Genomic DNA, 26082 nt, shown 5'->3' with positions numbered 1-26082 from the left:
TGCAATGTTAGCGCATTAGCGTTTTAATTGTTGAAGTACCCTATGACGTCGCAAAAAAAATGCGTACTCACAGCATGTCTAGTCATGTTGCTAAGTGCGTGTGGTCAGCGTGGACCTTTGTATCTTCCTGAAGAGCCACCTGCAAATCAAACACAAGAAGCTTCCGATACCGCTGACTCCGAACAAAATTTGCAAGGAGAGCAGTAATGGATTTTTTTCAATACAAAAACAAGCGATTGTTTGCTGAAGATGTCGCCGTAGAAGATATCGCCATGCAATATGGCACCCCCTGTTATGTGTATTCAAGAGCCACACTTGAGCGTCATTTTCAGGCTTTTGATGATGCAGTAAGTGCTCACAAGCATCTTATTTGTTATGCAGTAAAAGCCAACTCAAATTTGGGTGTGCTGTCAGTATTGGCAAAACTGGGATCGGGCTTTGATATTGTTTCGGGTGGTGAGCTGGAACGAGTTCTGGCGGCGGGTGGAGAAGCGAAAAAGGTCGTGTTTTCTGGCGTAGGTAAAACCGAAGATGAGATCCGTTTTGCACTTGAGCAAGGAATCAAATGCTTTAATGTAGAATCAATTCCGGAGCTCGAGCGTATCAACAGCGTGGCAAGTGCCATGGACGTAATGGCGCCGATTTCTTTGAGAATTAACCCGGATGTGGACGCAAAAACCCACCCATATATTTCAACCGGACTAAAAGCCAATAAGTTTGGCATTGCGCATGAAGACGCTCTGGCAAGCTATCAAAAAGCGAATGCCTTATCTCATCTGCTCATAAAAGGTATGGATTGCCATATTGGTTCTCAGTTAACAGAGATTGCACCATTTGTGGATGCCCTAGAGCGCCTTTTATCATTGATTGATCAGTTAGCGGAACTTGATATTCACATAGAACATCTTGATGTTGGCGGTGGACTGGGTGTGACTTATAACAACGAAAACCCACCCCATCCGAAAGCTTATGCACAAGCAATGGCCGAGAAAATGGTTGGTCGTGAGCATTTGACCCTCATACTTGAACCTGGACGTGCCATTGCTGCAAACGCGGGTATTTTGGTGACAAAAGTAGAATTTTTAAAGCAAGGCGAAGAAAAGAATTTTGCAATTGTTGATGCTGCGATGAATGACCTGCTAAGACCGGCACTGTACGGCGCATGGCAAAAAATCGAGCCGGTCAATGTGAGAGAAGAATTGCCTCAGACCTATGATGTGGTTGGCCCCGTATGCGAAACGGGTGATTTTTTAGGTAAAGATCGCAATTTGGCTATTCAGGCAGGCGACTTACTGGCAGTAAAAAGTGCGGGTGCGTATGGTTTTGTGATGGCCAGCAATTACAACAGCCGATGCCGCCCAGCTGAAATAATGGTAGATAAAGACAAAAGTATTCTTGTGCGCGCAAGAGAAAAGCTCAGCGACCTGTACAAAGATGAATTTGTGGTGACGTAAATGATGCACTCGCCAGCAAACAAACAACAAAAAAGGCCAATGTTGCATTTCTCTAAAATGCACGGCCTTGGCAATGATTTTATGGTGGTCGATGCGGTCACCCAGAATGTCTTTTTTTCTAAAGAAAAAATCCAGCAATTGGCGGACCGTAACTTTGGTGTTGGCTTTGACCAGTTACTAATTGTTGAGCCCCCCTACGACCCAGACCAAGACTTTCACTACCGGATTTTTAACGCCGATGGCAGTGAAGTGTCTCAATGCGGAAATGGTGCTCGTTGTTTTGCACGATTTGTTAAAAATAAAGGCTTGGTAAACAAAAATAAAATTGTGGTAAGCACAAAGTCTGGCCGTATGGTCTTATATATTGAAAAAGAGGGACAAGTTACAGTCAATATGGGTAAGCCAATCTTTGAGCCTGCCGAAGTACCTTTTAAAGCCAATAAACAGGAAAATACCTATATCATTAGAGATAACCATACCACTTACTTTTGCGGCGTGGTGTCAATGGGAAACCCGCATTGCGTGCTCGAAGTCGACAGTGTTGAGACAGCCGAAGTCGCTAAGATTGGCGCATTTTTAGGCCAGCATGAACGTTTTCCAGAAGGTGTTAACGTCGGATTTATGCAGATTGTTGATGATTCACACATTAAATTGCGAGTATATGAACGCGGCGCAGGAGAGACACTTGCTTGCGGCAGTGGTGCATGTGCTGCGGTCGCAATAGGACAAATGCAGGGAAAATTAAAACAAGAAGTGGACGTTGAGCTACCCGGTGGTAAACTTAGCATTAAGTGGCAAGGCGGTGACACGATGCTTAAAATGACCGGCCCTGCCGAACATATATACGATGGACAAATACCTTTATGACACACTCCTTATCGCCTCAGGCTGAAGATATTTGCAAAGCCGATGCAGCGAATGAACAGACTCAAAAAAATCACGAAACAGCGCCGATACAAGCGAAAGACATCGTTGCTTATTTACAGCAAAACCCTGATTTTTTCCTTCAGCATCCGCAGGTATTAAGCGAACTACAAGTACACCATCAGAATAAAGGCGTCGTTTCGCTTACTCAACTACAAATTGAACAATACCGCGACAAAATCAAAAGCCAAAAGAAACAACTTGAACAACTCATTCATAACGCCAAACGCAATGAGACAATTTACACTACCTATGCAGACGTGAATCTGGCAATTGCGAAAAGCAGCAGCATCCAAGAGCTAAATTCCATTTTAAGCACACAGCTTTGTAAAGCCTTGGGTTTGAGTCAGGCAGTGCTTTATCCTTTTAACGACGCAATAGATTCGCCGTATAAACTGCCAGAGTTGCAACAGCGGGCATTACTGGATAAGCGTCTCAATAAGCAGCCTTTTTATTTTGGGCGTTTGAATCAGCATGAAAAGCAAGTCTTGTTTTCCATGAATGAAGACGCACAGAAAAGTGTTGAATCGGTCGCTTTAATTGTAATCGGCACTGACAAAGATAATGTGCAGGAAAAGCCGATTGCACTCTTGGCCATCGCAAGCGAAAATCCATTGCACTTTTCGCCAGATATGGACACAACCCTATTAGCCTACTTACAGGCGTTTTTAACTCATCAACTTAAGCAATTTGCGTAAACACAAGCTCATGGGAATACTATGAGTGACGCTAATCCATCAAAAACCAAAGCTCAGGATGATGTGTTACTCAGTCAGTATCTTCATGAGTGTGAAGTACAAAGACAGCTTTCAGCGCATACTGTTAAAAATTATGAACGTCAATTGCTCGACATCAAATCTCGATTGCAACTGGACAATTGGCGACATCTTAGCACCGAAGACTGCAAAAAGGTGCTGCATATTGGTCATAAACGAGGCCTGTCATCACGCAGTATAAATTTGCAACTAACGGTACTTCGAAACTTTTGTCAATTTCTGGTCAAGCTTGGCTATTTACAACACAACCCTGCTAAAAGCGTTCATTCAGTTAAGCAAAATAAACCGCTACCCAAGCAGTTAAATGTTGACGAAATGAACGCGCTTTTATCGTTTGAGCGTGATGATTTTATTGGCTTGCGAGACAAAGCAATTTTTGAGTTAATTTACGGCTGCGGCTTGCGTTTATCGGAAGTAACCGGCTTAGATCTTGAAGACCTTCTGGAAGAAAGTCAGTCGGGAATGTCAGTAAAAGTTACCGGCAAAGGTAATAAGCAGCGGATCATCCCCATAGGCCGAAAGGCATCAAAAGCACTGGAAGATTACTTAAATATTCGTGATGAGTACGCCCCACCTGGCGCGCAGGAAGACGCACAGGCGCTTTTTATTTCTAAACAAAAACGTCGGCTTTCTAATCGACAGTTGGCCAAGCGATTAGATCATTGGGCTAAACATCAGACACTTTACCAACAAATCAGCCCCCACACCTTGCGCCATTCTTTTGCTACACACGTATTGGAATCGAGCAAAGATTTAAGAGGGGTTCAAGAGCTTTTAGGCCATGCTAATTTGTCTACGACTCAGGTGTATACCCACCTTAATTTTCAACATCTTTCAGAAATCTATGACAAGGCGCATCCGAGGGCTAAAAAGAAGTGATTATTTACAAACCGTTTGGAGAAATTAAGGCCTTAACTTTCGATTTGGATGATACCTTATACGATAACTGGCCATATATACTTGAAGCGGAGCAACATTTACGTACGCACATCGCGCAACATTATCCTCATGCAAAGCATTACTCCCCCAAGGACTGGTTGGGATTTAAGCAAGCGGCACTTGCCGAATCACCTGAGCTAAAGCACGATATGGGCGCCTTGCGCACAATAACCCTAACTAAAGCCTTTTTAGCTGCAGGCTTAGGAAGCGATATCATTCCAGACGCCGTCGCCGATTGCTTTGATACCTTTTATCACAAACGCAGCGACTTCACAGTAGACAAAAACATTTGCAAAACCTTGAAGAAGTTATCGAAACGTGTACCTCTCGTTGCTATCACAAACGGAAATGTAAATCTTAAGCAAATTGGTATCGAACAATATTTTACGCACGCACTTCACGCCAGTAAGACACGCAGAATGAAGCCTTATCCCGACATGTTTAAAGAAGCAATATCGCTTTTAGACTTACCTGCCAAATACATTATGCATGTAGGGGATAATTTGCAAAAGGATGTCTGGGGAGCCACGCAAGCAGGTATGATATCAGCGTGGTTTACGTTTGATAGAAAGCGTGAACTTAGCAGCGAAGTAACGCAAGTTCTGCCGCACATAGAGCTTCATGCCTTATCTCAACTTATGACTATACTAAAACAACAAAAATAAATAAGGGTTAACAAGCATGGATGTCGATTTACTGAATGCAGTATCACATGGTGCCGTTGCTATTGCCGTTACAATGAGCTTCGTTTGCCTTATTGTGACTGTGCTTTCAATTTTACCGTTTGATCATTGGTTGTTTCGGGCGTGGGAATTCCCTCGCCTTCAGATCAGCATTATTTGTATCGTAAACATTCTGGTCCTGATGAGCCTGAATGCCTCATATTTTGAGGCGGTGTCTACATTGTGTGTTGTTTTAAATGCCCTCGTTCTGCTTTTTCAGGGCCACTGGATATTGCCTTACACCCCCTTTTACAAAAGCGAAATCCGTCGCAGTAAATCTCCTAAAGTGCAGTTAAGCGTGCTTACCTCAAATGTGTTGATGCATAATCGACAGGCTTTTAAATTAATCGAACTAGTGAATAAACACCAACCGGATATTTTAATTACTCTAGAGTCTGATATTTGGTGGCAGCAGCAGCTTGATGATGGGCTAGACGATTATCCTCATCGCGTACCTGTGCCTCTCGACAATCTTTATGGCATGCATTTGTACAGCAAACACCCCTTATCCAACGTGGATGTGCTTTACCGCATAAAAAACGACATACCCTCAATCACCTGTAATATCGAAATTGATGAACAATCCATAAGGGCGTTTTTTGTGCATCCTGAGCCGCCGAGTCCAACTGAAGCTGAAACCGCAAAACCCAGAGACAAAGAGCTTTTACTTTACGCAAAAGAGGCTGCGCTATCTAAGCAACCATTGATCGTTACCGGCGATTTGAACGATGTTGCGTGGTCGCCAACGACACAGGCCTTTAGAGAAAAAAGTGGCTTGTTGGACCCGCGTATCGGTCGTGGTTTCTTTAATACCTTTCATGCGCAACATATTTGGGCAAGATGGCCGCTGGATCACATTTTTGTAAGTGAGCATTTTTCACTGGTCGAAATGAAGCGGCTACCGAGCATAGGCTCCGATCATTTTCCACTATTTACCAAACTTGCAATTGATGAAGCCTAATTCTCCTTCTAAGCTTAGTCATTAAAACAGGGCAAATATCGTAAATATAAAAACGCAGCAGGAGTAAATTTATGTCTGATAAAAGTTATACCCCGCCTAAAATATGGAAGTGGGATCCGAACAACGGCGGAAAATTTGCAAACATCAACCGACCTGAAGCGGGAGCAAGACACGAGCAAGAGTTACCGGTTGGAGAGCATCCTTTTCAACTGTACTCGCTTGCAACGCCAAACGGCCAAAAAGTGACTATCATGTTTGAAGAACTCTTGGAAGCGGGGATTCAAGAGGCGGAATACGACGCTTGGTTAATTGATATCCAGGAAGGACAGCAGTTTTCAAGCGGGTTTGTGGGTGTTAATCCAAATTCTAAAATCCCGGCGCTTATGGATTTTTCAAGCGATGTGCCCCTGCGCATTTTTGAATCAGGTTCAATCTTGATCCATTTGGCCGAAAAATTTGACGCTTTTTTACCCAAACAAGGGCACGATAGAACAGAGACGCTCAACTGGCTGATGTGGCAAATGGGAAGCGCTCCCTTTTTAGGCGGTGGTTTTGGTCACTTTTACGCTTATGCGCCTGAGAAATACGAATACCCAATCAACCGCTACGCCATGGAAGTGAAGCGACAGCTCGATGTACTTGATAAACAGCTTGAAAACAACGAGTACATTGCAGGCGCACATTATTCCATTGCCGATATGGCGATTTGGCCCTGGTATGGCCTACTGGCACACGGAAGCTTATATGACGCTGGTGAATTTTTACAAGTACAGGATTACAAACACTTGCAGCGATGGACCAAGCAAATTCTTGAGCGACCCGCCGTTAAGCGCGGAAGACTGGTGAATAAAGTCTGGGGCGATGATGAAAAACAGCTTAAGGAGAGACACAGTAGCGAGGATTTTAAGGGTTTAGTATAAGTACTATCCTGCGTCTCCATCTTCCAGTACATTTTGCTGCATGGAGTCGCAGGGCATATCGCATGTTGATAAATAATCTAATTATTTAAGCAGAAATTGAGATAGATGCGTGTAGAAAATTAAAATAGTATATTTATTGAACAATAATAGTGTGCTATTTTCCATTATCGAACTTGAGGGCTTAAACATGAATATACGGTTAATTAAAAATAGTCTTTATATCATTTCTACTTTGTTCTTATTCGGCTGCGCTTCTCAACCGCAGGGTGAGCTGTTTTCGAATAAAGACTTGCAGGCTGATTCAAAGAGCGCAAAAATCGTGATTTACAACAATCAGTTTTTTGGTTCGGCCAACTCATTTCTTTTATCTGACGGGCAGCGAGATCTCGCCGTTTTATCTTATAAGTCTTACACTGAATTTGACACAGAACCGGGCACACTGGAGCTTTTCGCTGATTTGAGACAGTCACCCCCTTACTTTCTCAACTACCCTTTTGATGCTATAAATTCAATTTCGGCCGCTTTGACTGCTGCAGAGGCATCTAATGCTAACAATAAAGTCGAGATGAATCGTTTTGCCTCCTTAAACGTCGAAGCAGGAAAACGTTATTTTTATCGACTTGAAGTGGATACAAACGGATTCACCACACCAAAGCCCAAACTAATTCAAGTCGAAGAAGCTGAGGCCTTGGGTGAATTACAAAAAACCAACAAAGCTTTATTGCCAAGCAGCTAGCTTATTTTGCAGGGCGACCTAAGGTGTTTATCAGAAGTTGGTGGATAATTTGATAAATGAACTAGTGTTTGATTAATCATTTTTTTCACCATCTTCCAGTACATTTTGATGCATGGAGTCGCAGGGCATATCGCAATTGGGTTTACCGACTACCTTTGCAGGAACGCCAACAACTGTTACACAATCGGGTACATCGTTCAGTACAACACTGCCAGCGCCTACTTTGGAGCGATAACCTACTGTGATATTACCCAAAATTTTCGCGCCTGATCCAATCATCACACCCGCTCGGATTTTGGGGTGCCTATCGCCCGACTCACTTCCTGTTCCGCCTAGCGTAACTTCTTGCAAAATAGACACGTTATCTTCCACGACCGCCGTTTCACCAATGACGATACCGGTGGCGTGATCAAACATCACGCCTTTCCCAATTTTTGCCGCGGGGTGAATATCAACAGAAAATACTTCCGAGTTACGCGACTGTAAAAATATCGCGAGTTCTTTGCGTCCATTTTGCCACAGGTAATGCGCCAGACGATGCACCTGAAGTGCTTGAAAGCCTTTAAAATAAGTGAGTACAGGTAAGTATTTATCTACAGCCGGATCTCGCTGGACAATGGCTTGCGCGTCTAGCATTGCTGCCTCAACCATTTCAGGATTAAGCAAATATGCCTCATCAAAGATTTCGCTTACGGTAATGGCAGGCATCACATCGTCGCTGATTTTATTGGATAAAATAAAGCTTAATGACGTTTCTAAATTGTGGTGGCTGAGTACGCATGCATGTAAATAACTTGCCAGCAAAGGTTCACGTCTTGAGACCTGCTTTGCTTCTTTTTTTAGTGTTAACCAAAAAGCCTGGGCATCAGGATGAATTTTTGTATCAATCATGAAGGCGTGCTCTCTTCGTGTTTTGTGATAATAAACGTCAGCGGACGACTTTTGCTTAATTTACCGCCACTGATTGTTACTTTATCTGCTTTCATGGCCTGCTGGATTTCTCGATTGACCTTATGCATCAAGATAATGCGCGCCAGTACAATTAGCGCAGCAATAGGCAGCAAAAAGTTGGCATAGGGCTCAAAGGCCGCAAGCGCAGGCACAAAACTTACTGCCATTATCACGAGTAATACTGCAAGCAATGCGTACATCGAATAAGGTTTAAATATAATAGTGATATTGTCTGAGTTTTCATCTCGAGTATAAAACCAGTCTTTCAAAATATGCTGTCCTGTCTTTGTTCTGTTTCAGGGCGGGATCAGTCTGAATGCCAAGTGATAAACCCTTTTATACGCATAACCATGCTCAGTATCGTTATAACTCAATATATTCAGAATAATTTTGCCAATACTTATCTTTAATTCGCTGTATAAATAAACAGCTTTACGGCAAAAAACTTGATACACTTTACTGCTATATGGCGCTTGCATAGATAGTTTAAATGCCTTGCTGCTATTTTTACACTAAATAAAAACGAAAGGTTTACTGAATGGATGTTTCTCGACTATTAGACCAGCTTAATGACAAACAACGCGAGGCCGTTGCTGCACCTAATGGGAACATGCTCGTTCTTGCCGGGGCAGGCAGCGGAAAAACGCGCGTATTAGTTCATCGTATTGCCTGGTTAATGGAAGTAGAAGCCATCACACCATTTAGTATATTGGCGGTAACATTTACCAACAAAGCCGCGCGCGAAATGCGCGGGCGAGTTGAGCACTTGATGAAAGCGCCGATGAACGCGATGTGGATTGGAACTTTTCACGGTTTGGCGCATCGCTTGTTGCGCCTGCATTATGAAGAAGCTGGCCTGCCGCAAAATTTTAGTATTCTTGATTCAGACGACCAGTATCGCCTCGTCAAGCGCTTGTTAAAAGCAATGAATATTGATGAAAAGCATTATCCGCCCAAACAAGTGCAGTGGTTTATAAACGGCAACAAGGATGAAGGGCTTCGAGCCGCCCATGTTGAGACATTTAATGACCCAACTCAACAAAAAATGAAAGAGATTTACACCGCTTATGAAGATACCTGCAAACGCTCTGGTCTGGTCGATTTTGCTGAGCTATTGCTTTTGGCCTTTGAAGTGCTTCGCGACAACAACGCTCTGCGCCATCACTATCAAAAACGATTTCGCGCAATTTTGGTGGATGAGTTTCAGGATACCAACAACATTCAATACGCCTGGCTTAAATTGCTCAAAAGCCCTGAAAACAGCATGATGATTGTTGGCGATGATGACCAGAGTATCTATGGATGGCGCGGCGCTAATGTGGAAAACATTTCGCACTTTTTAAAAGACTACCCTTCCGCTAAAACCATTCGCCTTGAGCAAAACTATCGCTCCACCAGCAATATTTTAAAAGCAGCCAATGCAGTTATCGCCAATAATCAGGGGCGATTAGGCAAAGACTTGTGGACTGACGGAAGCGAGGGGAACAAAATCGCATTGTATGCCGGCTTTAATGAAACCGACGAAGCGCGCTTTATTGTCTCTCGCATCAAGCAATTCTTTGATGATGGTAATGCACTAAAAGACTGCGCGATTTTATATCGAAATAACGCCCAGTCTCGCGTACTTGAAGAAGCGCTCTTGCACGAGGGTTTGGCTTACCGCATTTACGGTGGTTTACGCTTTTTTGAACGTCAGGAAATCAAAGATGCGCTCGCGTACATGCGTTTGGTTAACAACGTGATAGATGATGCAGCCTTTGAACGCGTGGTTAATACCCCTGCCCGCGGTTTGGGAGAAAAAACCCTTGCCAATATTCGAAGCTATGCGCGCGAAAACAATAAGTCCATGTGGGATGCCAGCAAGGCAATGATCGAAGGCAAACGGCTGAGTGGAAGAGCGCTCAATGCATTGGATAGTTTTGTTGAAATGATCAACAAGCTTACGCAACGCACGGCTGAACTCCCTTTAGAGAAAAAGGCAGACGAAATTATTAAAGGGTCTGGACTCTATGCGATGTATCAGGCTGAAAAAGGCGAAAAAGCACAGGCGCGAGTAGAGAACTTGCAAGAGCTCGTGACGGCCTGTAAGCAGTTTGAAATGCCAGACGATACTGAAGAAGAAATGACGCCTTTGGCCGCCTTTTTGGCGCATGCCTCACTTGAGGCTGGCGAAGCACAAGCCGATGCCAATCAAGATGCGGTACAAATGATGACCATTCATACTGCAAAAGGGCTGGAATTTCCGCTGGTGGTCCTTGCCGGAGTTGAGGAAGGCATGTTCCCAAGCAATATGAGCAACGACGAACCAGGGCGCTTGGAAGAAGAGCGTCGACTCGCTTATGTAGGAATGACCAGAGCAATGCAACAGCTTGTCATCACTTACGCTGAAACGCGTCGTCTCTATGGACAAGATAAGTATCATACGGCATCTCGCTTTATCCGTGAGATACCTAACGAGTACATTGAAGAGATTCGCTTGCGGTCGCAAATAGCACAACCGGTACATAATCGCTTTAGTCAAGCAAGCTCGCATGAAGCTTTTGTGGATAGCGGGTTTACTTTAGGTCAGCGCGTTGCGCATAAAAAATTTGGTGAAGGCACAGTGCTTAATTACGAAGGCGCTGGCGATCATGCTCGCGTGCAGGTAAATTTTGATGATTTTGGCAGTAAGTGGCTGGTGTTAGCTTATGCCAAGCTGCAAAAAGTTGGCTGAATTAATTTTTCGTCATCTTTGTATCTTTTTATGAATAAACAGGACAATCTGTAATCAAATTATCGCAATCAACTGTATAATTTGTCATTGGTTTAACGATTAAGTCTTAATACACGATTGTGCGTGGTTGATTTGCCTGCTGACTGCAGCTAGCTCAGGCTAACGACATGCATTAAAAATGATTGCTTAAGGAAAGTTTATGACGCAGTTGAAGCGTTGGTTAATCACGCTCTTATTCCTTTTTGCCATAGTGGCGATTCTCGGTTTTGTGAAATTTACCCAAATAAAAGCAGCGATTGCCTTTGGCGAATCGTTTCCTGAAGCAAGTGAAACCGTGCAAATCATCGAAGTATTTCAAAGTAGCTGGCAGCCCAATTTACAGGTAATGGGAGAAATAAAAGCCATACGATCAGTTGAGTTACGCAACGAGTTTGAAGGTATGATTACCGAAGTTGGCTTTGAGTCGGGCGCCAGCGTAAAACAGGGCGATGTGCTCATTCAGCTTAATATCGCGCCTGAACTTGCCGAACTTGACGCAATTAATGCTGAAATCGAACTGGCAAAGTTAGATGTTAAACGCTTAAGTGACTTGCTAAAGCTAAATGCGTCTTCAAAAGATCAATTTGATCGCGCTAATTCGTTACTTGCGGTCAATCGCGCAAGAGCCAGAGCCCTTGAAGCCACGATAGATCGTAAAACCATTCGAGCTCCCTTTGATGGCGTAGCAGGCATCCACGATTGGGAAGTGGGCACTTACATTGCTGCAAATACACTTATTACAAGTATAGTGGGTGATTTATCAAAAGTCTGGGTGGATTTTGCTGTACCACAATGGAATAGCAATATTAAGCTGGGAAGCACGGTGAAAATCGCTATGCCTGAGTTACTATCAGACACGCTTTTGGCAAGCGTCACCGCTATGAATCAGCAAATTAACAGTACATCGCGCAGTATGCAGGTAAGAGCCAGTCTTGAAAATCCACAGCAAGGCCTCAAACCTGGCGCTTTTGTTAGCGTATTGTTGCCAATTGATAGTGAACAAACGGTTTATCCTGTTCCAAATGAAGCTTTGCGCTTTGACACCTTTGGCAGCTATGTATACAAGCTCGAAAAGGACGAGAAGGGTGACTGGCGCGCAAAACGCCAGGCAGTAAGCTTTGCTGCCAGAGAGTTAGACACCGCAATGGTGACATCTGGCATTGAAAGTGGCGATGTGATTGCGACCGTTGGCTCTGCCAAACTAAGTGAGGGGCTTTTGGTGTATGCCGCACCGGCTCAGTCTGGGCAGGATTCTGAATAATGGCGAACACATCATCCTCCAGTCCTGACTCAAACAGCAGGCCTGAAAAGGCCAACAGGCAGCATCAGCCTCACTTACAAAAACTGGATGAAAGTGAATCCAGTTCGCGTTTGATCAATACCCCCTCGGTGATGGACATTTTCTCGAAACGCCCTATTTTAGCTGTGGTCTTATCCCTTGCCATCGTACTGATTGGCATACGTGCGTTTTTAAGTATCCCTGTATTACAGTTTCCGCAAATCAGTAGCGCTTCGATTCAAATTACTACGCCTTACGTAGGCGCTTCCGCCGAAACGATACAGGGATTTATCACAGAGCCTATTGAACGCGCCGCCTCTTCGGTGCCAGGCGTTGACTATGTAGATTCCAATACTACACCGGGCTTGAGCACGGTGACGGTGTGGCTGCGTTTAAATGAAGATAGCTCGGCAGCACTGGCAGAGCTTTCAGCCCGCATAGACCAAATTCGCTTTGAGTTGCCCGAAGGCGCAGAAGACCCGGCAATCCAGGTAGTAAGAGCCGACCGCCCGTTTGCCATTTTCTACCTCACCGTCAATTACGATGAAGAAGAAGCGGATATGTCGCGATTAGAAGTTACGGATTATTTATCGCGCAATGTATCGCCAACACTTGCTTCTATTCCAGGCGTTCAGCGGATTGGATTGGAGGGGAGCAGAAATCCCGCTATGCGCATTTGGCTGGACCCTAAAAAAATGGCGGCTTTTGATGTAGCGGCAGATGATGTATCTGATGCCCTTCGCGCGAATAATCTTATCGCGACCTTCGGCAATAGCGAAAACGACAGACAGCGCATTGCCTTGCTCACCGACACTAATTTAACAAATGTGGAAGAGTTTAAACGCTTAGTGGTGCGCGAAGTTGATGGTGTGCAAATTCGTATTCAGGACATTGCCGAGGTTAATCTGGACGAAGAAGAAGGTGTGGTGACTGCCCGCCTGGATAAAGACGTAGTGCTTTATATATCGGTTTGGCCGCTACCAGGCGCGAATGAAATTGAAATAGGCGATCGATTGTACGTAATGATTGATGAAATCAATCAAACCATGCCCAAAGGTTTAAGCATTACAGATGGCTATGACGGCACCATTTATATGCGTGATGCCTTGCGCGAAATCTTTATTACGCTAGTCGAAACAGTAATACTGGTTGGCATTGTGGTACTCGCTATGATGGGCTCATTTCGGACCGCCTTAGTGCCATTGGTGACTATACCCATCTCTATTCTGGGCGCGATTGCGGCGATATCCTTAGCTGGTTTTTCTTTAAATCTGCTGACAATTTTAGCCATCGTGCTATCCGTAGGACTAGTAGTGGATGATGCGATTGTTGTGGTGGAAAACGTTGCCCGCTATATGCGTTCTGGCATGGGCCGCATGCAGGCGGCGCTTGCCAGCTCTCGTCAGTTGTTGTCTCCAATAATCAGTATGACGGTGACTCTTGCTGCCGTTTATGCGCCTATTGGCCTTTTATCGGGTTTAACCGGTGCATTGTTTAAAGAATTCGCGTTTACGCTGGCTATCGCCGTACTAATATCCGGCGTGGTCGCTGTAACGCTTTCGCCGATCATGAGTGCCTATGCCTGCCCGGAAGGTGGCAAAGAGGGCAAAGTGACTCGCAAAGTCAATGCTATCTTTGAATACTTGCAGGAAAAATACGGCAAGGTGCTTTTAAAAACCATCGAATATCGAAGACAAGTCTTGTTTTCAGCCGTTTTTCTATCGCTTTTAAGCGTGCCTTTTTACCTGCTATCCTTAAAAGAGCTTGCCCCCACTGAAGACCAGTCTGGTATATCTGTGATTGTTGAATCAGCCCCTGATGCTTCCATCGATTACACCTTAAAGCATATGGATGATGTAGTTGATACGATGAAACAGTTAGAGGGTGCAAAGTTTATGTGGCAGATCATGAATCCCTCAGGCGGATTTTCCGGTGTTGATTTTGTACCTGTGAATGAGCGCAGTCAGAATGTACAAGACATGTATTGGCAAGCCTTTGGCCAACTGAGTCAAGTGCCGGGAGTCAAAGCATTTCCTGTTCTTGATTCTGCACTTCCTACTGCGGGTAATTTTTCTGTAGAGCTTGTGGTACAAAGTACCGATAACTACGTGCAAATGAAAGAGTATGCCGATGAGCTAGTGGCAAAAGCACTTGCAAGCGGAAAGTTTTTGTTTGCCAATACAGATTTGAAAATTGACTTGCCGCAAGCCAGATTCGTTTTAAATCGTGAACAAATTGCTGACTTGGGAATGGACCTGTCGTCTGTCAGTCGACAACTTTCTACCTTATTGTCGGGTAATTTTGTCAATCGTTATAATCAGGATGGTCGCGCCTACCGCGTGATCCCCATGCTCGACGAGCAGCAGCGCTTAAATCCCGATGCTATTTTGGATTTACAAATACGCGCGCCTTCTGGCGATATGATCCCCATTCGTTCCATTGCTCGCCTTGAGACTGAAACGGCGCCTCGCGTGCTGGCGAAATTTCAGCAAAAAAATGCCTTTAGAATTTTTGCTGAAGTCGTACCGGGAACCACAAAAGAAGGGGGACTATCCACCCTCGAAGACATTGCAGCTGAAATCCTGCCCCCTACTTACACCATCGACTATGCAGGCGAGTCTCGACAAATCCGCCTTGAGGGTAATACCCTTGAAGGCGTTTTATTAGTGGCATTAGTCTTTGTTTATTTAGTCTTGGCGGTTCAGTTCAATAGCTTGCGCGATCCCTTAGTGGTTTTATTAGGTTCCGTCCCGCTAGCACTGGCTGGCGCAATGATGTTTTCATTTTTAGACTTCACCACCATCAACATTTATTCGCAGGTCGGGTTTATTACGCTCGTCGGGCTGATTGCAAAAAATGGCATTTTAATTGTTGAGTTTGCCAATCATATGCAACGGCAAGGCCTTGAAAAACTGGCTGCGGTGCAGTCTGCTGCAAAAACCCGCCTGCGTCCGGTACTAATGACAACAGGTGCTACAGTGCTAGGGCACTTTCCACTGGTGCTGGTTACCGGCCCTGGTGCCGAAGCGCGCAATAGCATTGGTATAATCCTGGTAGCCGGCATGCTGGTGGGTACAGTGTTTACACTTTTGGTTTTGCCGAGTGTTTACATGACGCTAGCATCTGATCACAGCAAGGATGAAGATAAAGAAGCCCTTGCTAATGCTCCCTTGATGAGCCAATAAAATTTCAGGAAGAAACCATACGAAAGTTGGATTTTTTAAGCGCCGAGATCTATATTGAAAAGATAGGGCTTTATGAGCAGTATTTAAATGAAAAACGGGCACTTCGTGAAGAACACCTCTCTTTTTAATGGAAGCTTGCTGTTTTTAATGAGCCTGTGTACCTTTTTAGTGGATGCGGCAGAAAGTAAAAAGTTAGCACTTCATATCTATACAGAAAACCTTCCTCCTTACAACTTCAAAAACGAAGAAAAAATCACTGGCATCAATATTGAAGCCACAAGAGCGCTATGTGAAATCGCAGATATTAAGTGCACCTTTGAACTCTTGCCCTGGAACAGAGCCTATCGAAACGCATTAGATAATCCAAACAGCGGTATTGTTTCGACTTCTCGGTTAGTCAAACGAGAAACGCTTTTCAAGTGGATTGGTCCTCTTGCCTCGGCTAATGCCTGCTTTTTCAAATTGGCTGAACGGCAAGATATTATTGTTTCAAAGCCAAGCGATTTACTTAACTACAAAATTGGAATGGCAAAAGATTTGGCCTTTAAAGATTATCTGGTCAACTTAGGCTTTATTCCTGGTCAGAATTTGATTTTATATACGCGACCCTTTGGGAACTTACGCGCATTTAAACAAGGCAGAATCGACTTGATTGTAGGCTCAGTAAACAGTCTTCCTTTTCAACTCAGCGAAGGTGATATTGATATGCAAGCGCTTAGTCCTGTTTTTCCTGTTCCCGATAGTACTGTAAATGGCAATTTTCTGGCCTTGAATATAAACACCACAGATGAAATCTATTTAGCCCTTGAAAGAGCAATACAAGATTTTACAAGCTCAGGGCAGTTAGAACGAATACGCGCTGAATTTCAGTCCGATCACGCTCTATTAGAGGATAAAAAAGCCCTTAACGCAATGCAAAAAACCTGTCTTAGCTATTGAAAAAGGCGTCTTAAACAGGTCGTTGAGCCTGACGTTTTATTTTCCGCTCTTTACGCATACGATTAACTGAGTCGTAAGTGTACATCGCTAATGCGCTCCAAACCAAGGCAAAAGTCAGTAGCCTTGCTTCACTCATAGGTTCATCATAAACAAGGATGGCAAGCAAAAACATCAAACTCGGACCGATGTATTGAAACATGCCCAAAGTCGAATACTTTATCCGCCTGGCTGCAGCGGTAAAGCATAGAAGGGGCGCTGTAGTGAGCACACCGGCAAATAACAACAATGCGTTTAAAGATAGGCTGTTTTGACTTAAGTTAGCGGTATCGCTGGCAAAAAATAACCAGTAAATAAGCGCAGCAGGGAGCATCATCGATGTTTCAATGAACAAACCTGGCATGGAATCAACAGCCACTTGTTTTCGCAATAACCCGTAGATACTAAAACTGCTTGCCAAGGTAAGTGCAATCCAGGGCAGCTGTCCGTATGAAATCACCAGTAGCCCCACTCCAATCATGGCAATCGCCACCGCAAGCTGCTGTACGCGATTTAAGCGTTCACCTAAAAATAATCGCCCTAAAAAGACATTGATAAGCGGATTTATGTAGTACCCCAAACTTGCTTCCAACAAATGATCGTTATTAACTGCCCAAATAAATAAAAGCCAATTGCCTGCTAGCAGGATACCCGCGACAAAAAGCGTCAATATGACGCGAGGTGAACGTAGCGCACTTTGCACCTTACCAATTGATTTAAGACCAACAATAAGTAATACCAGCACAAGCACCGACCAGACAACGCGATGCATCAAAATTTCTGCCGCGGGAATAAAAGTCAGCGCTTTAAAATAAATAGGTGCAATACCCCACATCGTATAGGCAGCAATGGCAAACAATACGCCGGCTCGGGTTTGTTGATTATCGCTCAACGAAAGGCTCCATCGAAATTCATCTGATACAAAACGGTATCTTTTAAAAAAACAGCTAAGCAAATTAACCATGTGATGCTGTAAACTGCACGTTAACTGCACGTTAACTGCCAAGTTTCAGGTAGCGCGGATTGTGAAGCAAAGGCTGATTATAAGCAAATGAAAGAATGCGATAGCATATATGGATAGCAAGTAAGGTCTCTTCTTAAAATTCTTGTAAACTGATCTCGCGGACACCATGATTTTCAGCTTCTAAAACGGTACACTAGAACACGCTCTTACAACATTTACTAAAAAAAGAAAAAACGTGCACGCAGCCAGTACCGCCATCCCCGAAATTAATACAGCGCTTTACAAGCAAGCTTTAAATGTTCTTAAGCAGAGCTTTGGCTACGATAGCTTTCGCGAAGGACAGTGGGAGGTGCTTGAGCAAGCGCTAATCGGGAATGACAGCTTAATTTTATTGCCCACTGGCGGCGGTAAATCCTTGTGTTATCAAGTTCCTGCTTTAGTGTTAGATGGTCTTACGCTTGTAATTTCGCCGCTTATTTCATTAATGCAGGACCAAGTGCAACAACTCAAAGAACAAGGGGTAAGCGCGGCGTATTTAAATTCGTCTTTAACACCAGAAGTCGCGGCAGCAACAATAGCGAAACTGAAGTCGGGCGAAATTGATTTACTTTACCTTGCTCCCGAACGGGCCTTACAACCTTATTTTTTAAATCAGCTTCGTCAACTGAATATATCGCTCATAGCGATTGATGAAGCGCACTGCGTCAGCCATTGGGGCCATGACTTTCGACAGGACTATCGTAACCTTGGTCAGTTGAAGCACGTTTTTCCTGATGTTCCGATGATGGCGCTCACGGCCACCGCTGATTTGGCCACACAGCAGGATATTCAATATCAACTCAACATGCCCGATGCCTTTGTTTACAAGGGAGGCTTTGATCGCCCAAATATTAAATATAATCTTTTAAGAAAGTATAAGGGTTATGAGCAGGTTTTAGCGTTTGTTCGTCAGCAAGGAAATAACAGCGGAATTGTATATTGTGGAAGTCGGAAAAAGGTCGACGAATTAAGCGCAAAGTTGCGAATGGCCGGTATTCGATGTGATGCCTATCATGCAGGCCGCGAGTCTGAAATGCGCGAATTGGTGCAAAACCAGTTTCTTAAAGACAAGCTTCAGGTTGTAGTTGCCACAGTTGCTTTTGGCATGGGGATCAATAAATCGAACGTTCGCTTTGTTGTGCATCACGATGTCCCGCGTTCAGTCGAAGCCTTTTATCAAGAGACAGGGCGAGCTGGACGCGATGGATTGCCTGCTGAAGCTTTATTGCTCTATGATGAACGTGACGGCGCCAGAATTAAAAAGTGGATTGCAGATGGCAGTTCACCAGAACGCTTTGCGGTTGAGATGCAAAAGTTCGAGGCCATGGAAGCATTTGCCGAAGCGCAAACCTGTCGACGCCAGGTGTTACTGAATTATTTCGCTGACTATCGTGATACGCCGTGTGGAAATTGCGATATTTGCCTCGACCCGCCCAAGATGTTTGATGCCAGCGTTGATGCTCAAAAAGTGCTTTCCTGCATATATCGACTTAAACTGGATACAGGAGCGCAGCACGTTATTGATGTTTTACGTGGCTTAAAGCATAAGAGAATTCTTGAACACGGGCATGACAGACTCTCTACTTACGGGATTGGGAAATCGCAAAGCGAAAATTACTGGCACAACATTATTCAGCAATTAATCCACGTTGGTCTTATTCGAATTGATATGACGCGAAACGGAATTTTATGCCTCACCTCTTCAGCACGCGGCGTGTTAAAAGGTGAGAGGCGGCTTGAACTGGCTGTACCTAAGTTTTCAGTTACGCAGAGCAAAAAAGATAAATATGTCCCAAGTAACGTTGACTCAAAACTCTTTGAGAAATTAAAAGCGCTACGAAAGCGCATATCAGAAGAAGTGGATATGCCGGCATTCATTATTTTCAGCGATGCCAGTTTAGCTGATATGACACGAATACAACCTACAACACCCAGCGCGTTTTTAAGTGTAACTGGCGTAGGAGAGAAGAAATTAGAATCGTATGGTGACGCATTCATTAGCTTAATTAAAGAATATCAGGCATCACGTTAGTAAGCGCACGCGTACCTGAAAAACTCTATTTTATAAGCTCGCTTCCGCAGCAGCCATTTTTTCCATCGCCTTTCGATAAGATGGCATTGCGTGCAATCTTGCCACATAGGCTGTCATATTCGGAAAAGAAGAGAGCTTTCCACTTTTTTCCAAAGCTTCCAAGCCAAAACTCATTTGCACGTCTGCTACCGTCGGCTCGTCGCCCACAAAAAACGTCTTGCCTTCAAGATGGGATTCTACAAATTTAAGGTTGCGCTTAATGACTTTGTCAAAGTAGGCATCCATAATGGCATCAATGATCTTATTGGCAATAAACTTAACAAAAAAGGGTTTTGCTTTGGCTCGAGCTTTATTTAATACCATCGCAGTAACAAGAGGAGGTAAAAAGCTTCCTTCACTGTAATGTGACCAGAACTGTACCTTTAAGTGTTTATCTTCGTCATGCAAACAAAGCAAACGCTCTTTTGCCGATACAGCATCCGCCTGTTTACCTGCTTTAGTCAGCACAAATTCACAGATTGCACCAGATTCGGCTATGGTCTCGTCGTTGAATGAAACTAGCGGTGCTGAGCCCAAAGGATGTAGTTTTTTAAATGATTCTGGCGCAAGGCTGGTTTTCGGGTCGCGCTTATAAGCTTTAATGTCGTAATCGGCTCCCATCAACTCAAAAAGCCAAACAATGCGCTGAGAACGTGAATCTTGTAAATGGTGAAGCGTAAACATGTATTCTTCCAACTAGTGAGGTGTTACTTGCTTACTATTAATGCGTAGTTTTGGTTTGCTTTTTGCAACTTTTTGCAAAATATATAGAAAAGTACATAGAAAAGTTTATAGAAAAGCATATAAAAAAGTTTCGGCTTGTATTACATAAAATATAATCAACTGTCAGTAAATTGTATTACTGAGCAGCATCTGCGCCCCGCGGGTCCATATTTGCGTAATAGGCAGCAAGATCAGCAATGTCTTCATCAGAAAGCTTGCGGGCGTGCGGAGTCATCGCCATATTAACCCGTTCGCCTGAACGATATGCCTTCAGTGAGAGGACAAGGTACTGCTCTTTTTGACCGGCCAAATTAGGATAGATGGGCACAATTGAAATCCCGTTTCGTCCGTGACACTGCGCGCATATTGCCGATTTTTCTTCACCGGCTTCAATGTTGCCAGACGCCGCTCCCTGACTACAGCCACCTAAAAACAGCAAGGCAATTAAACCCAAGATTGACAGACTTAAGGCTTTTACTGTTTTTTTCACATAAATGACGTTCAAAAGAAAACTAGTACAGCCCATGTTCACCCCCAAAGCGTATTGATGATTGTGATACCTTACTCATTCGCCACTAAGCATATCATAGCTTTCGGCTTGAGTATCACTCGTAAAGCTTCCATGGCGTTGTCGTGCTCATTACAAACAAGGATTGCTTCACTCTGTTTAAGTTAGTTATTCCACTATTCATTGCCATACGGTATGTTTTTTCGTTCAGGCGTCATGATAGTGTTATAAGTCCATGAATTTCTGCTATTATCCAAAAGTTGCTACGCAAGACATACCGTCAACCTCGGAAGTAAAGACTGATTGAATGACGATTAACCTAGCTTTATATCGCATTGCTATCTTGGCATTTTCATCAAAATGCTCAGCAAATGTGTTTAAATATCTGCCGTTTGCTGGCCTTATGCTCGCTGTCTGGGCGATGCTGGTGTTTGATGCCAATGCGCAAACTGAGCAAGCAAAGGTTGATGTCGCATTTGAGGAAGTGTTAAATCTAACCCAAAAAGCGGAATTTCTTATCACGGATGAAACGCGTTTGTTATCAGACGTCTTAAAAGAGCAAGAGTGGCAAACGCACAAGGAAATTGTGGATATTCCCTCTGGAAAATCACTTTGGCTGAGATTTTCAGTGAGCAACCCCTCAGATAGTAATAAATTGCTCACCTTAGTTGCTGGAAATACCTTTATCGACAGAGCAGAGGCTTATCTGCTTGATGAACAGTTAAGGATAGTGCAATCCTCGCGTTTACAGGAAGACGGGATCAGCACTGCCAGTTTTAGCCGCAATGGCTTTAAGATGTCATTTAATTCACGAAGTGCAAGCACGCTCACTGTCTATCTGCAAATACAGGATGATGGCTTATCTGTTATACCCATCGAATTATGGCAGTCTGAAGCTTACACCGCGCAGGCTAGCATCAGACTGATATTGCTGGGCGCCATGAGTGGCGGTCTCTCACTTTTGGCCACTTATTTTTTGCTGACTTATATTTTGCGTAATGCGCCGTCTCGCTTTTGGTTTTGTGTGTTTGCAACGGCCGCTATGACCACAATGCTTTCTACTGAAGGCATTCTCCCGATGCTATTTAGAGTGCCGGCCTTTGCAGCAGAGCTAACCGCAATCAGCCTGACGATCATGCTGTTTGCCGCCATTAAAATTACACGGATTGTGTTTGAACCGGTTTCTGACATATGGCTACGAGCCCATTATGTCATGTTGCTGTTTCCCTTAATCGGCATTTTTATTTTTAATGACTTTTACCAGCTAATCTCTCTCATTCTATTTTCTTGCGTCTTTTTTGCCAGCAAAATACTGGCAACGCTGGTCTATCGAAAAGGCCTGGACCTTCGAAGTGCGGTTATTTATTTTCTAGGGTGGATTGCGCTCGGCCTGGTTGGTTTAATAGAACTTTATACGCTTTTAAACAACACCAGTCACTTATCTTACTCAGCACCCTATCCTTTTATTTTCAGTTGTTTGGGTGTCATGCTGATTGGGGTCGCCATTATTAGTCGAGAGCAGTCCATTCAGGCCTTAAAGTCTCGTAATCAAATGGAAAAAATTGCGCAGCTACAAGAATACAATGACTTGTTTCAGCACGCCGCCGAGGGATTATACACAGCAGAGCCTAAAGGAGAGCTTATCCACGTAAACCCTGCTATTTGTGCTTTGTTTGGCTATGAAAACAGCGATCAGTTTTTAAAGAACGTACAGCGCTTATCCGATCTGTTCGTCAATTCGAAGGACGCTGATTTGTTGTTGGGTGAACTAAGTATTCAACAGACGGTGTTAGGCAAAGAGGTTAAAGGCAAACGACAGGATGAGACCGAGTTTTGGTTTAGCATTTCCTGTCAGTTAAAAAAGGTTGACGGAAAACTGCTTCAATTTGGTTCTTTGTTTGATATTACAGAACGACGCTTGCATCAAATTAATCTGCAGTATCTTAATTCCCATGATCAGCTCACCGGTCTGTATAATCGACGCTACTTTCTGCAACTAATGAACGAGCGAATTCAGCAGTTTGAACAAACACCTCAGAATTTTGCCCTGGTGTTTATAGACGTAGATCAGTTTAAGCTGATAAATGACACTTGCGGCCACTCAGCCGGTGACATATTCATTAAAGAATTATCGCATGAGCTTTTTGATGTCGTGTCTGACAAGTATCCTTTTGCTCGCTTAAGTGCCGACCAATTTGGCTTGCTTATTGAGTATGATGATGAAACGCAGTTAAGTGACTTGTCTGTCAGAATTCTTGAAAAAGTCCGAGCTTTTGAGTTTAAGTGGGATAAGCACCGTTTTCGGCAAAGCGTCAGTATCGGCATTGCCCGATATGAAAGTGACATCCCAAGCCCAGAGGAATTATTAAGTTATGCCGATACCGCCTGTCTGATTGCAAAAGAAAACGGTCGTGACAAAATTCACATTTATTCGCCTGATATGGGTATGGATTCAAGTTATAAGCGGGATTTATACTGGATAAATGAAGTTAAAAGCGCTCTTAAAGACGAATCCTTTGAGTTGTTTTATCAACATTATCGCCCGCTTAACTCAACAGATGAAAAAGACTACTATGAAATTCTGGTGCGCATGCGAACGAGTGACAACGCACTCATTGCGCCAGAATTTTTTATGCCATCTGCAGAAAAAGCAAACATCAGCCATAAAATCGATAAAGTCGTCATCGAAAGCTATTTTTCCTGGCTGAATTCTCATACTGAGTATCTTGAGCAATTGGGTAAAGTGAATATCAATCTATCGGGCTTTTCTTTATCTGATGAGGATTTTCGTTACTTTTTACTAAACGCGTTTGAAAAATATCTCATCCCCCATGAAAAGGTGTGTTTTGAAGTTACCGAAACCATGGCGATAATCCGAATCAAAGATGCAATTGAGTTCATGAAAGAATTTAAGAAACTTGGCTGTACCTTTGCGTTAGATGATTTTGGAACCGGATTTTCAAGCTATAGCTATTTAAAGCATCTTCCCGTGGATTATTTGAAAATTGACGGTAACTTTATCCGAGATATATTGCACGACAAGATTGATCTTGCCATGGTAACGTCAATACGTGACGTTGCAGACGCCATGAAAATTAAAACGGTGGCTGAGTTTGTTGAAAGCAAGGACATCATGGTCCAAATCGGCAAACTGGGCGTAGACTTTGCGCAGGGTTTTTATATCGCCAAGCCTCATTCTCTGGCACAATATCGCCCTTATTCCGACCTATTAAAAACCTGAGCATTGAAAAGATTAAAAGTGCCCCAAATTAGGAAGTTCCTGAAGTTTAGTTGATGATCATGACCATAAGCACATCGCCTTATCAATTTGTAAGCAAAGCCAAGTTACCTACCCGATATGGGGATTTTGAAATTCACGGTTTTGTGGAAACCGCAACACAGCAAGAGCATGTGGCTTTATCGTACGGCGATTGGGATAAAGATAGTGTCGTTCCAATTCGTATTCATAGCGAATGTTTGACTGGAGATGCGCTGTTTAGCACGAGATGTGATTGTGGCTTTCAGCTTGAGCGCGCCTTGGAAAATATCGTTGCACACGGTTCTGGCGTGCTGCTCTATTTAAGACAGGAAGGACGAGGCATCGGTTTATTAAATAAAATTAAAGCGTACGCCCTACAAGATAAAGGATTCGATACTGTAGAAGCCAATCAGCATCTCGGCTTTGATGCAGATTTGCGTGATTATAGTATTTGCAAATTAATGCTCGAGACTTTGGGAGTCAATCAAGTTGAGTTGATGACAAATAACCCTAAAAAAGTCGTCGCATTAGAAGGCATGGGTATCAAAGTCGTCTCGCGCAAACCCATTGACCACGGAGTGACCAAAGACAACAAGCATTACCTGATGACGAAAACATCCAAGCTTGGCCACGCTTTTGACCCCGACAAACTAAAATAAATCAGCCAGTATTATTCATCCATGGGCTGTTCAAGAGTCATGGAGATGACTTTCATGCTACAACCTAGAGATATCGCGCTTAATATGGCCATAGTAAGTGCCACGCCAGACTTGTCGTGGGGAAGCAAGTATGCGCCAATGACCACTGAAACGAGTAACAGGGTTGAAAGCACCATGAATGCGAAATAGTTCGTGATGTTAAGCTTGCCCCGGATAATAAAAAACATTCTACATTTGCCTTTAAGGTTGACGCTCTGAATAAAAAGGGGTTTAGTAGCTAAACACACCTGATTTCTCACCTAATGTCTTTATATCGACCATTTGATGCCCTGCATGAGACGTTTACGCATAATATTTGTGTATAGTATCTGCGAAGCGCTTGGCAGAATCTGTATCCATGTTGAAATAGAGCGAAGGCTCGATTAATTCAACCTCAATAATTGCCAAACCGCGCGCCGTTTCGAGCATATCAACTCTTGCGTAAAGTGCATTGTATGGAAGTGCGGCCATTGTGTTTTGTCCCATTTCCAGCATAGCCTCAGAAACTTGCACCGCCTTGATTTGGCCACCATGCTCCTCCTGAACCCGAAAATCACCCTCAGCAGGCTTTTTACAAATAGCGTGGCTGAAGGTACCCGCAAAATAAAAAAGTGAGTATTCACCATTTTCTAAAATTGAGGTTTCAAATGCCTGGATCATAAATGGCTTATGTTTAAATTGCGATTCAAAAGTTGAGATAAGCGGCTGGTCGTTTTGTGAAAAACGGTAGGTAAAGTCGGCATTAGCACTTACTAAGGGCTTAATAATGAGTTCTGGCGTTTGAAAGTATTCAAACGCTTGATTGATACATGCCAAGTCAAAAGTGTTGTGCCACAAAGTGGGAAGTATAGACACGCCTTGCATTTGTAAGTCTCGCAAATAGGCCTTGGAAAGGTTCCATCGCATCAGGGCAAGGGGATTTTCCAGTCTTGCAGATGACGCCTCTATTTTTTCAAGGCATGCTAAAAACGCTTCAGGGTCATCTTGATAGTCCCAAGTGCTGCGCACTATAACCAAATCAAATTGATTAAAGTCGATGTATTTGTTTTTCCACGATACGTCTTCCACAGCCCAGCCAAGCCTGCGGAGAAAAGGTTTAACTAAATCGTCGTAAACAAAGAAGTTTTCAAGATTATCAGTGCTTAAAAAGGCACACCGCGGCATCAATACATACTCAGCTTTAACAGAAGGCTACAGAATCAGCTTACAGATTAAAGAATTTTAGCGTTCTCGTAAACGCCTCATG

23 protein-coding genes are annotated in these 26082 nt (G+C 43.6%); 16 read left to right on the top strand and 7 right to left on the bottom strand.

Annotation, left to right across the window (positions count from 1 at the left end):
- The first annotated feature begins 42 nt into the window (after positions 1–42).
- From lptM to D6V41_RS09705, 9 genes are all read left to right on the top strand, one after another.
- The gene (gene lptM / locus D6V41_RS09745) at positions 43–207 is read left to right on the top strand and encodes an LPS translocon maturation chaperone LptM (RefSeq protein WP_136251320.1); all 165 of its coding nucleotides are present in this window, start codon (positions 43–45) and stop codon (positions 205–207) included.
- On the top strand, positions 207–1454 hold the full coding sequence (lysA, locus tag D6V41_RS09740; RefSeq protein ID WP_136251319.1) for a diaminopimelate decarboxylase: 1248 nt from the start codon (positions 207–209) through the stop codon (positions 1452–1454). The genes lptM and lysA overlap by 1 nt, the downstream gene beginning before the upstream one ends.
- A gap of 39 nt (positions 1455–1493) precedes the next feature.
- On the top strand, positions 1494–2321 hold the full coding sequence (gene dapF, locus D6V41_RS09735; protein WP_136251564.1) for a diaminopimelate epimerase: 828 nt from the start codon (positions 1494–1496) through the stop codon (positions 2319–2321).
- Positions 2318–3076: a DUF484 family protein gene (locus tag D6V41_RS09730; RefSeq protein ID WP_136251318.1), complete on the top strand. Its 759-nt coding sequence runs from the start codon at positions 2318–2320 to the stop codon at positions 3074–3076. Before dapF ends, D6V41_RS09730 begins: the two co-directional genes overlap by 4 nt.
- A 21-nt stretch (positions 3077–3097) precedes the next feature.
- Positions 3098–4033 (top strand): tyrosine recombinase XerC, encoded by a 936-nt coding sequence (locus D6V41_RS09725; RefSeq protein ID WP_136251317.1) that lies wholly within the window; start codon positions 3098–3100, stop codon positions 4031–4033.
- Positions 4030–4758 (top strand): HAD-IA family hydrolase, encoded by a 729-nt coding sequence (locus D6V41_RS09720; RefSeq protein WP_136251316.1) that lies wholly within the window; start codon positions 4030–4032, stop codon positions 4756–4758. The genes D6V41_RS09725 and D6V41_RS09720 overlap by 4 nt, the downstream gene beginning before the upstream one ends.
- Before the next feature lie 16 nt (positions 4759–4774).
- Positions 4775–5776 carry an endonuclease/exonuclease/phosphatase family protein gene (locus D6V41_RS09715; protein ID WP_136251315.1) on the top strand — a complete coding sequence of 334 codons (1002 nt, stop codon included), beginning with the start codon at positions 4775–4777 and terminating at the stop codon, positions 5774–5776.
- A 71-nt stretch (positions 5777–5847) separates the two neighbouring features.
- Positions 5848–6696: a glutathione-dependent disulfide-bond oxidoreductase gene (gene yghU, locus D6V41_RS09710; protein WP_136251314.1), complete on the top strand. Its 849-nt coding sequence runs from the start codon at positions 5848–5850 to the stop codon at positions 6694–6696.
- A gap of 187 nt (positions 6697–6883) precedes the next feature.
- Positions 6884–7432 carry a hypothetical protein gene (locus D6V41_RS09705; RefSeq protein ID WP_136251313.1) on the top strand — a complete coding sequence of 183 codons (549 nt, stop codon included), beginning with the start codon at positions 6884–6886 and terminating at the stop codon, positions 7430–7432.
- Between the two features lie 72 nt (positions 7433–7504).
- Here the strand turns inward: D6V41_RS09705 and cysE are convergent, their stop codons facing one another.
- Together cysE and D6V41_RS09695 are read right to left on the bottom strand one after the other, a co-directional pair.
- Positions 7505–8323, bottom strand: coding sequence for a serine O-acetyltransferase (cysE, locus tag D6V41_RS09700; RefSeq protein WP_136251312.1), 819 nt, complete (start codon positions 8321–8323; stop codon positions 7505–7507).
- Positions 8320–8652, bottom strand: coding sequence for a hypothetical protein (locus tag D6V41_RS09695; RefSeq protein WP_136251311.1), 333 nt, complete (start codon positions 8650–8652; stop codon positions 8320–8322). Before D6V41_RS09695 ends, cysE begins: the two co-directional genes overlap by 4 nt.
- 269 nt (positions 8653–8921) lie before the next feature.
- Between D6V41_RS09695 and uvrD the strand changes: the two genes are divergently transcribed.
- The 4 genes from uvrD (at position 8922) to D6V41_RS09675 (ending at position 16538) form a co-directional block, all read left to right on the top strand.
- Complete coding sequence (gene uvrD / locus D6V41_RS09690; RefSeq protein ID WP_136251310.1) at positions 8922–11096, top strand: DNA helicase II; 2175 nt, start codon at positions 8922–8924, stop codon at positions 11094–11096.
- Between the two features lie 199 nt (positions 11097–11295).
- Entirely contained in the window at positions 11296–12396 is a 1101-nt protein-coding gene (locus tag D6V41_RS09685; protein ID WP_136251309.1) for an efflux RND transporter periplasmic adaptor subunit, read from the top strand.
- A 131-nt stretch (positions 12397–12527) separates the two neighbouring features.
- Positions 12528–15599 carry an efflux RND transporter permease subunit gene (locus D6V41_RS09680; RefSeq protein ID WP_136251563.1) on the top strand — a complete coding sequence of 1024 codons (3072 nt, stop codon included), beginning with the start codon at positions 12528–12530 and terminating at the stop codon, positions 15597–15599.
- An 87-nt stretch (positions 15600–15686) separates the two neighbouring features.
- Complete coding sequence (locus D6V41_RS09675) at positions 15687–16538, top strand: substrate-binding periplasmic protein (protein ID WP_136251308.1); 852 nt, start codon at positions 15687–15689, stop codon at positions 16536–16538.
- A 10-nt stretch (positions 16539–16548) separates the two neighbouring features.
- Here D6V41_RS09675 and rarD read toward each other — a convergent pair whose 3' ends face one another.
- The gene (gene rarD / locus D6V41_RS09670) at positions 16549–17466 is read right to left on the bottom strand and encodes an EamA family transporter RarD (protein ID WP_277750970.1); all 918 of its coding nucleotides are present in this window, start codon (positions 17464–17466) and stop codon (positions 16549–16551) included.
- Positions 17467–17773: 307 nt separating this feature from the next.
- Between rarD and recQ the strand changes: the two genes are divergently transcribed.
- The gene (gene recQ / locus D6V41_RS09665; RefSeq protein ID WP_179952551.1) at positions 17774–19609 is read left to right on the top strand and encodes a DNA helicase RecQ; all 1836 of its coding nucleotides are present in this window, start codon (positions 17774–17776) and stop codon (positions 19607–19609) included.
- Positions 19610–19639: 30 nt separating this feature from the next.
- Here the strand turns inward: recQ and D6V41_RS09660 are convergent, their stop codons facing one another.
- Both D6V41_RS09660 and D6V41_RS09655 read right to left on the bottom strand, forming a co-directional pair.
- Positions 19640–20332 (bottom strand): glutathione S-transferase, encoded by a 693-nt coding sequence (locus D6V41_RS09660; protein WP_136251307.1) that lies wholly within the window; start codon positions 20330–20332, stop codon positions 19640–19642.
- Positions 20333–20507: 175 nt separating this feature from the next.
- A complete protein-coding gene (locus tag D6V41_RS09655) occupies positions 20508–20897 on the bottom strand; it encodes a c-type cytochrome (protein WP_136251306.1) in 390 nt (129 codons plus the stop codon).
- A gap of 289 nt (positions 20898–21186) precedes the next feature.
- Here D6V41_RS09655 and D6V41_RS09650 point away from each other — a divergent pair, with 289 nt between their 5' ends.
- Positions 21187–24120, top strand: coding sequence for an EAL domain-containing protein (locus D6V41_RS09650; RefSeq protein ID WP_241664507.1), 2934 nt, complete (start codon positions 21187–21189; stop codon positions 24118–24120).
- Between the two features lie 59 nt (positions 24121–24179).
- The gene (gene ribA / locus D6V41_RS09645) at positions 24180–24797 is read left to right on the top strand and encodes a GTP cyclohydrolase II (RefSeq protein WP_136251305.1); all 618 of its coding nucleotides are present in this window, start codon (positions 24180–24182) and stop codon (positions 24795–24797) included.
- Positions 24798–24808: 11 nt separating this feature from the next.
- On the opposite strand, the gene D6V41_RS09640 is transcribed toward ribA, so the two are convergent.
- Complete coding sequence (locus tag D6V41_RS09640) at positions 24809–25024, bottom strand: hypothetical protein (RefSeq protein WP_136251304.1); 216 nt, start codon at positions 25022–25024, stop codon at positions 24809–24811.
- A 115-nt stretch (positions 25025–25139) separates the two neighbouring features.
- Entirely contained in the window at positions 25140–26000 is an 861-nt protein-coding gene (locus D6V41_RS09635; protein ID WP_136251303.1) for an ATP-grasp domain-containing protein, read from the bottom strand.
- Between the last annotated feature and the right edge of the window lie 82 nt (positions 26001–26082).

It is taken from the genome of Ningiella ruwaisensis (assembly GCF_004798935.1).
Classification (GTDB): domain Bacteria; phylum Pseudomonadota; class Gammaproteobacteria; order Enterobacterales; family Alteromonadaceae; genus Glaciecola; species Glaciecola ruwaisensis.
Note: the sequence above shows the minus strand (reverse complement) of the source record. Positions and strands in the feature narration are given on the sequence as shown.

Coding starts and splice junctions, on each gene's coding strand:
- lptM (WP_136251320.1), top strand. CDS start 43: ATGACGTCGCAAAAAAAATGCGTACTCACAGCATGTCTAGTCATGTTG.
- lysA (WP_136251319.1), top strand. CDS start 207: ATGGATTTTTTTCAATACAAAAACAAGCGATTGTTTGCTGAAGATGTC.
- dapF (WP_136251564.1), top strand. CDS start 1,494: ATGTTGCATTTCTCTAAAATGCACGGCCTTGGCAATGATTTTATGGTG.
- D6V41_RS09730 (WP_136251318.1), top strand. CDS start 2,318: ATGACACACTCCTTATCGCCTCAGGCTGAAGATATTTGCAAAGCCGAT.
- D6V41_RS09725 (WP_136251317.1), top strand. CDS start 3,098: ATGAGTGACGCTAATCCATCAAAAACCAAAGCTCAGGATGATGTGTTA.
- D6V41_RS09715 (WP_136251315.1), top strand. CDS start 4,775: ATGGATGTCGATTTACTGAATGCAGTATCACATGGTGCCGTTGCTATT.
- yghU (WP_136251314.1), top strand. CDS start 5,848: ATGTCTGATAAAAGTTATACCCCGCCTAAAATATGGAAGTGGGATCCG.
- D6V41_RS09705 (WP_136251313.1), top strand. CDS start 6,884: ATGAATATACGGTTAATTAAAAATAGTCTTTATATCATTTCTACTTTG.
- cysE (WP_136251312.1), bottom strand. CDS start 8,323: ATGATTGATACAAAAATTCATCCTGATGCCCAGGCTTTTTGGTTAACA.
- uvrD (WP_136251310.1), top strand. CDS start 8,922: ATGGATGTTTCTCGACTATTAGACCAGCTTAATGACAAACAACGCGAG.
- D6V41_RS09685 (WP_136251309.1), top strand. CDS start 11,296: ATGACGCAGTTGAAGCGTTGGTTAATCACGCTCTTATTCCTTTTTGCC.
- D6V41_RS09680 (WP_136251563.1), top strand. CDS start 12,528: ATGGACATTTTCTCGAAACGCCCTATTTTAGCTGTGGTCTTATCCCTT.
- D6V41_RS09675 (WP_136251308.1), top strand. CDS start 15,687: ATGAAAAACGGGCACTTCGTGAAGAACACCTCTCTTTTTAATGGAAGC.
- D6V41_RS09660 (WP_136251307.1), bottom strand. CDS start 20,332: ATGTTTACGCTTCACCATTTACAAGATTCACGTTCTCAGCGCATTGTT.
- D6V41_RS09655 (WP_136251306.1), bottom strand. CDS start 20,897: ATGGGCTGTACTAGTTTTCTTTTGAACGTCATTTATGTGAAAAAAACA.
- D6V41_RS09650 (WP_241664507.1), top strand. CDS start 21,187: ATGACGATTAACCTAGCTTTATATCGCATTGCTATCTTGGCATTTTCA.
- ribA (WP_136251305.1), top strand. CDS start 24,180: ATGACCATAAGCACATCGCCTTATCAATTTGTAAGCAAAGCCAAGTTA.
- D6V41_RS09640 (WP_136251304.1), bottom strand. CDS start 25,024: ATGTTTTTTATTATCCGGGGCAAGCTTAACATCACGAACTATTTCGCA.
- D6V41_RS09635 (WP_136251303.1), bottom strand. CDS start 26,000: ATGCCGCGGTGTGCCTTTTTAAGCACTGATAATCTTGAAAACTTCTTT.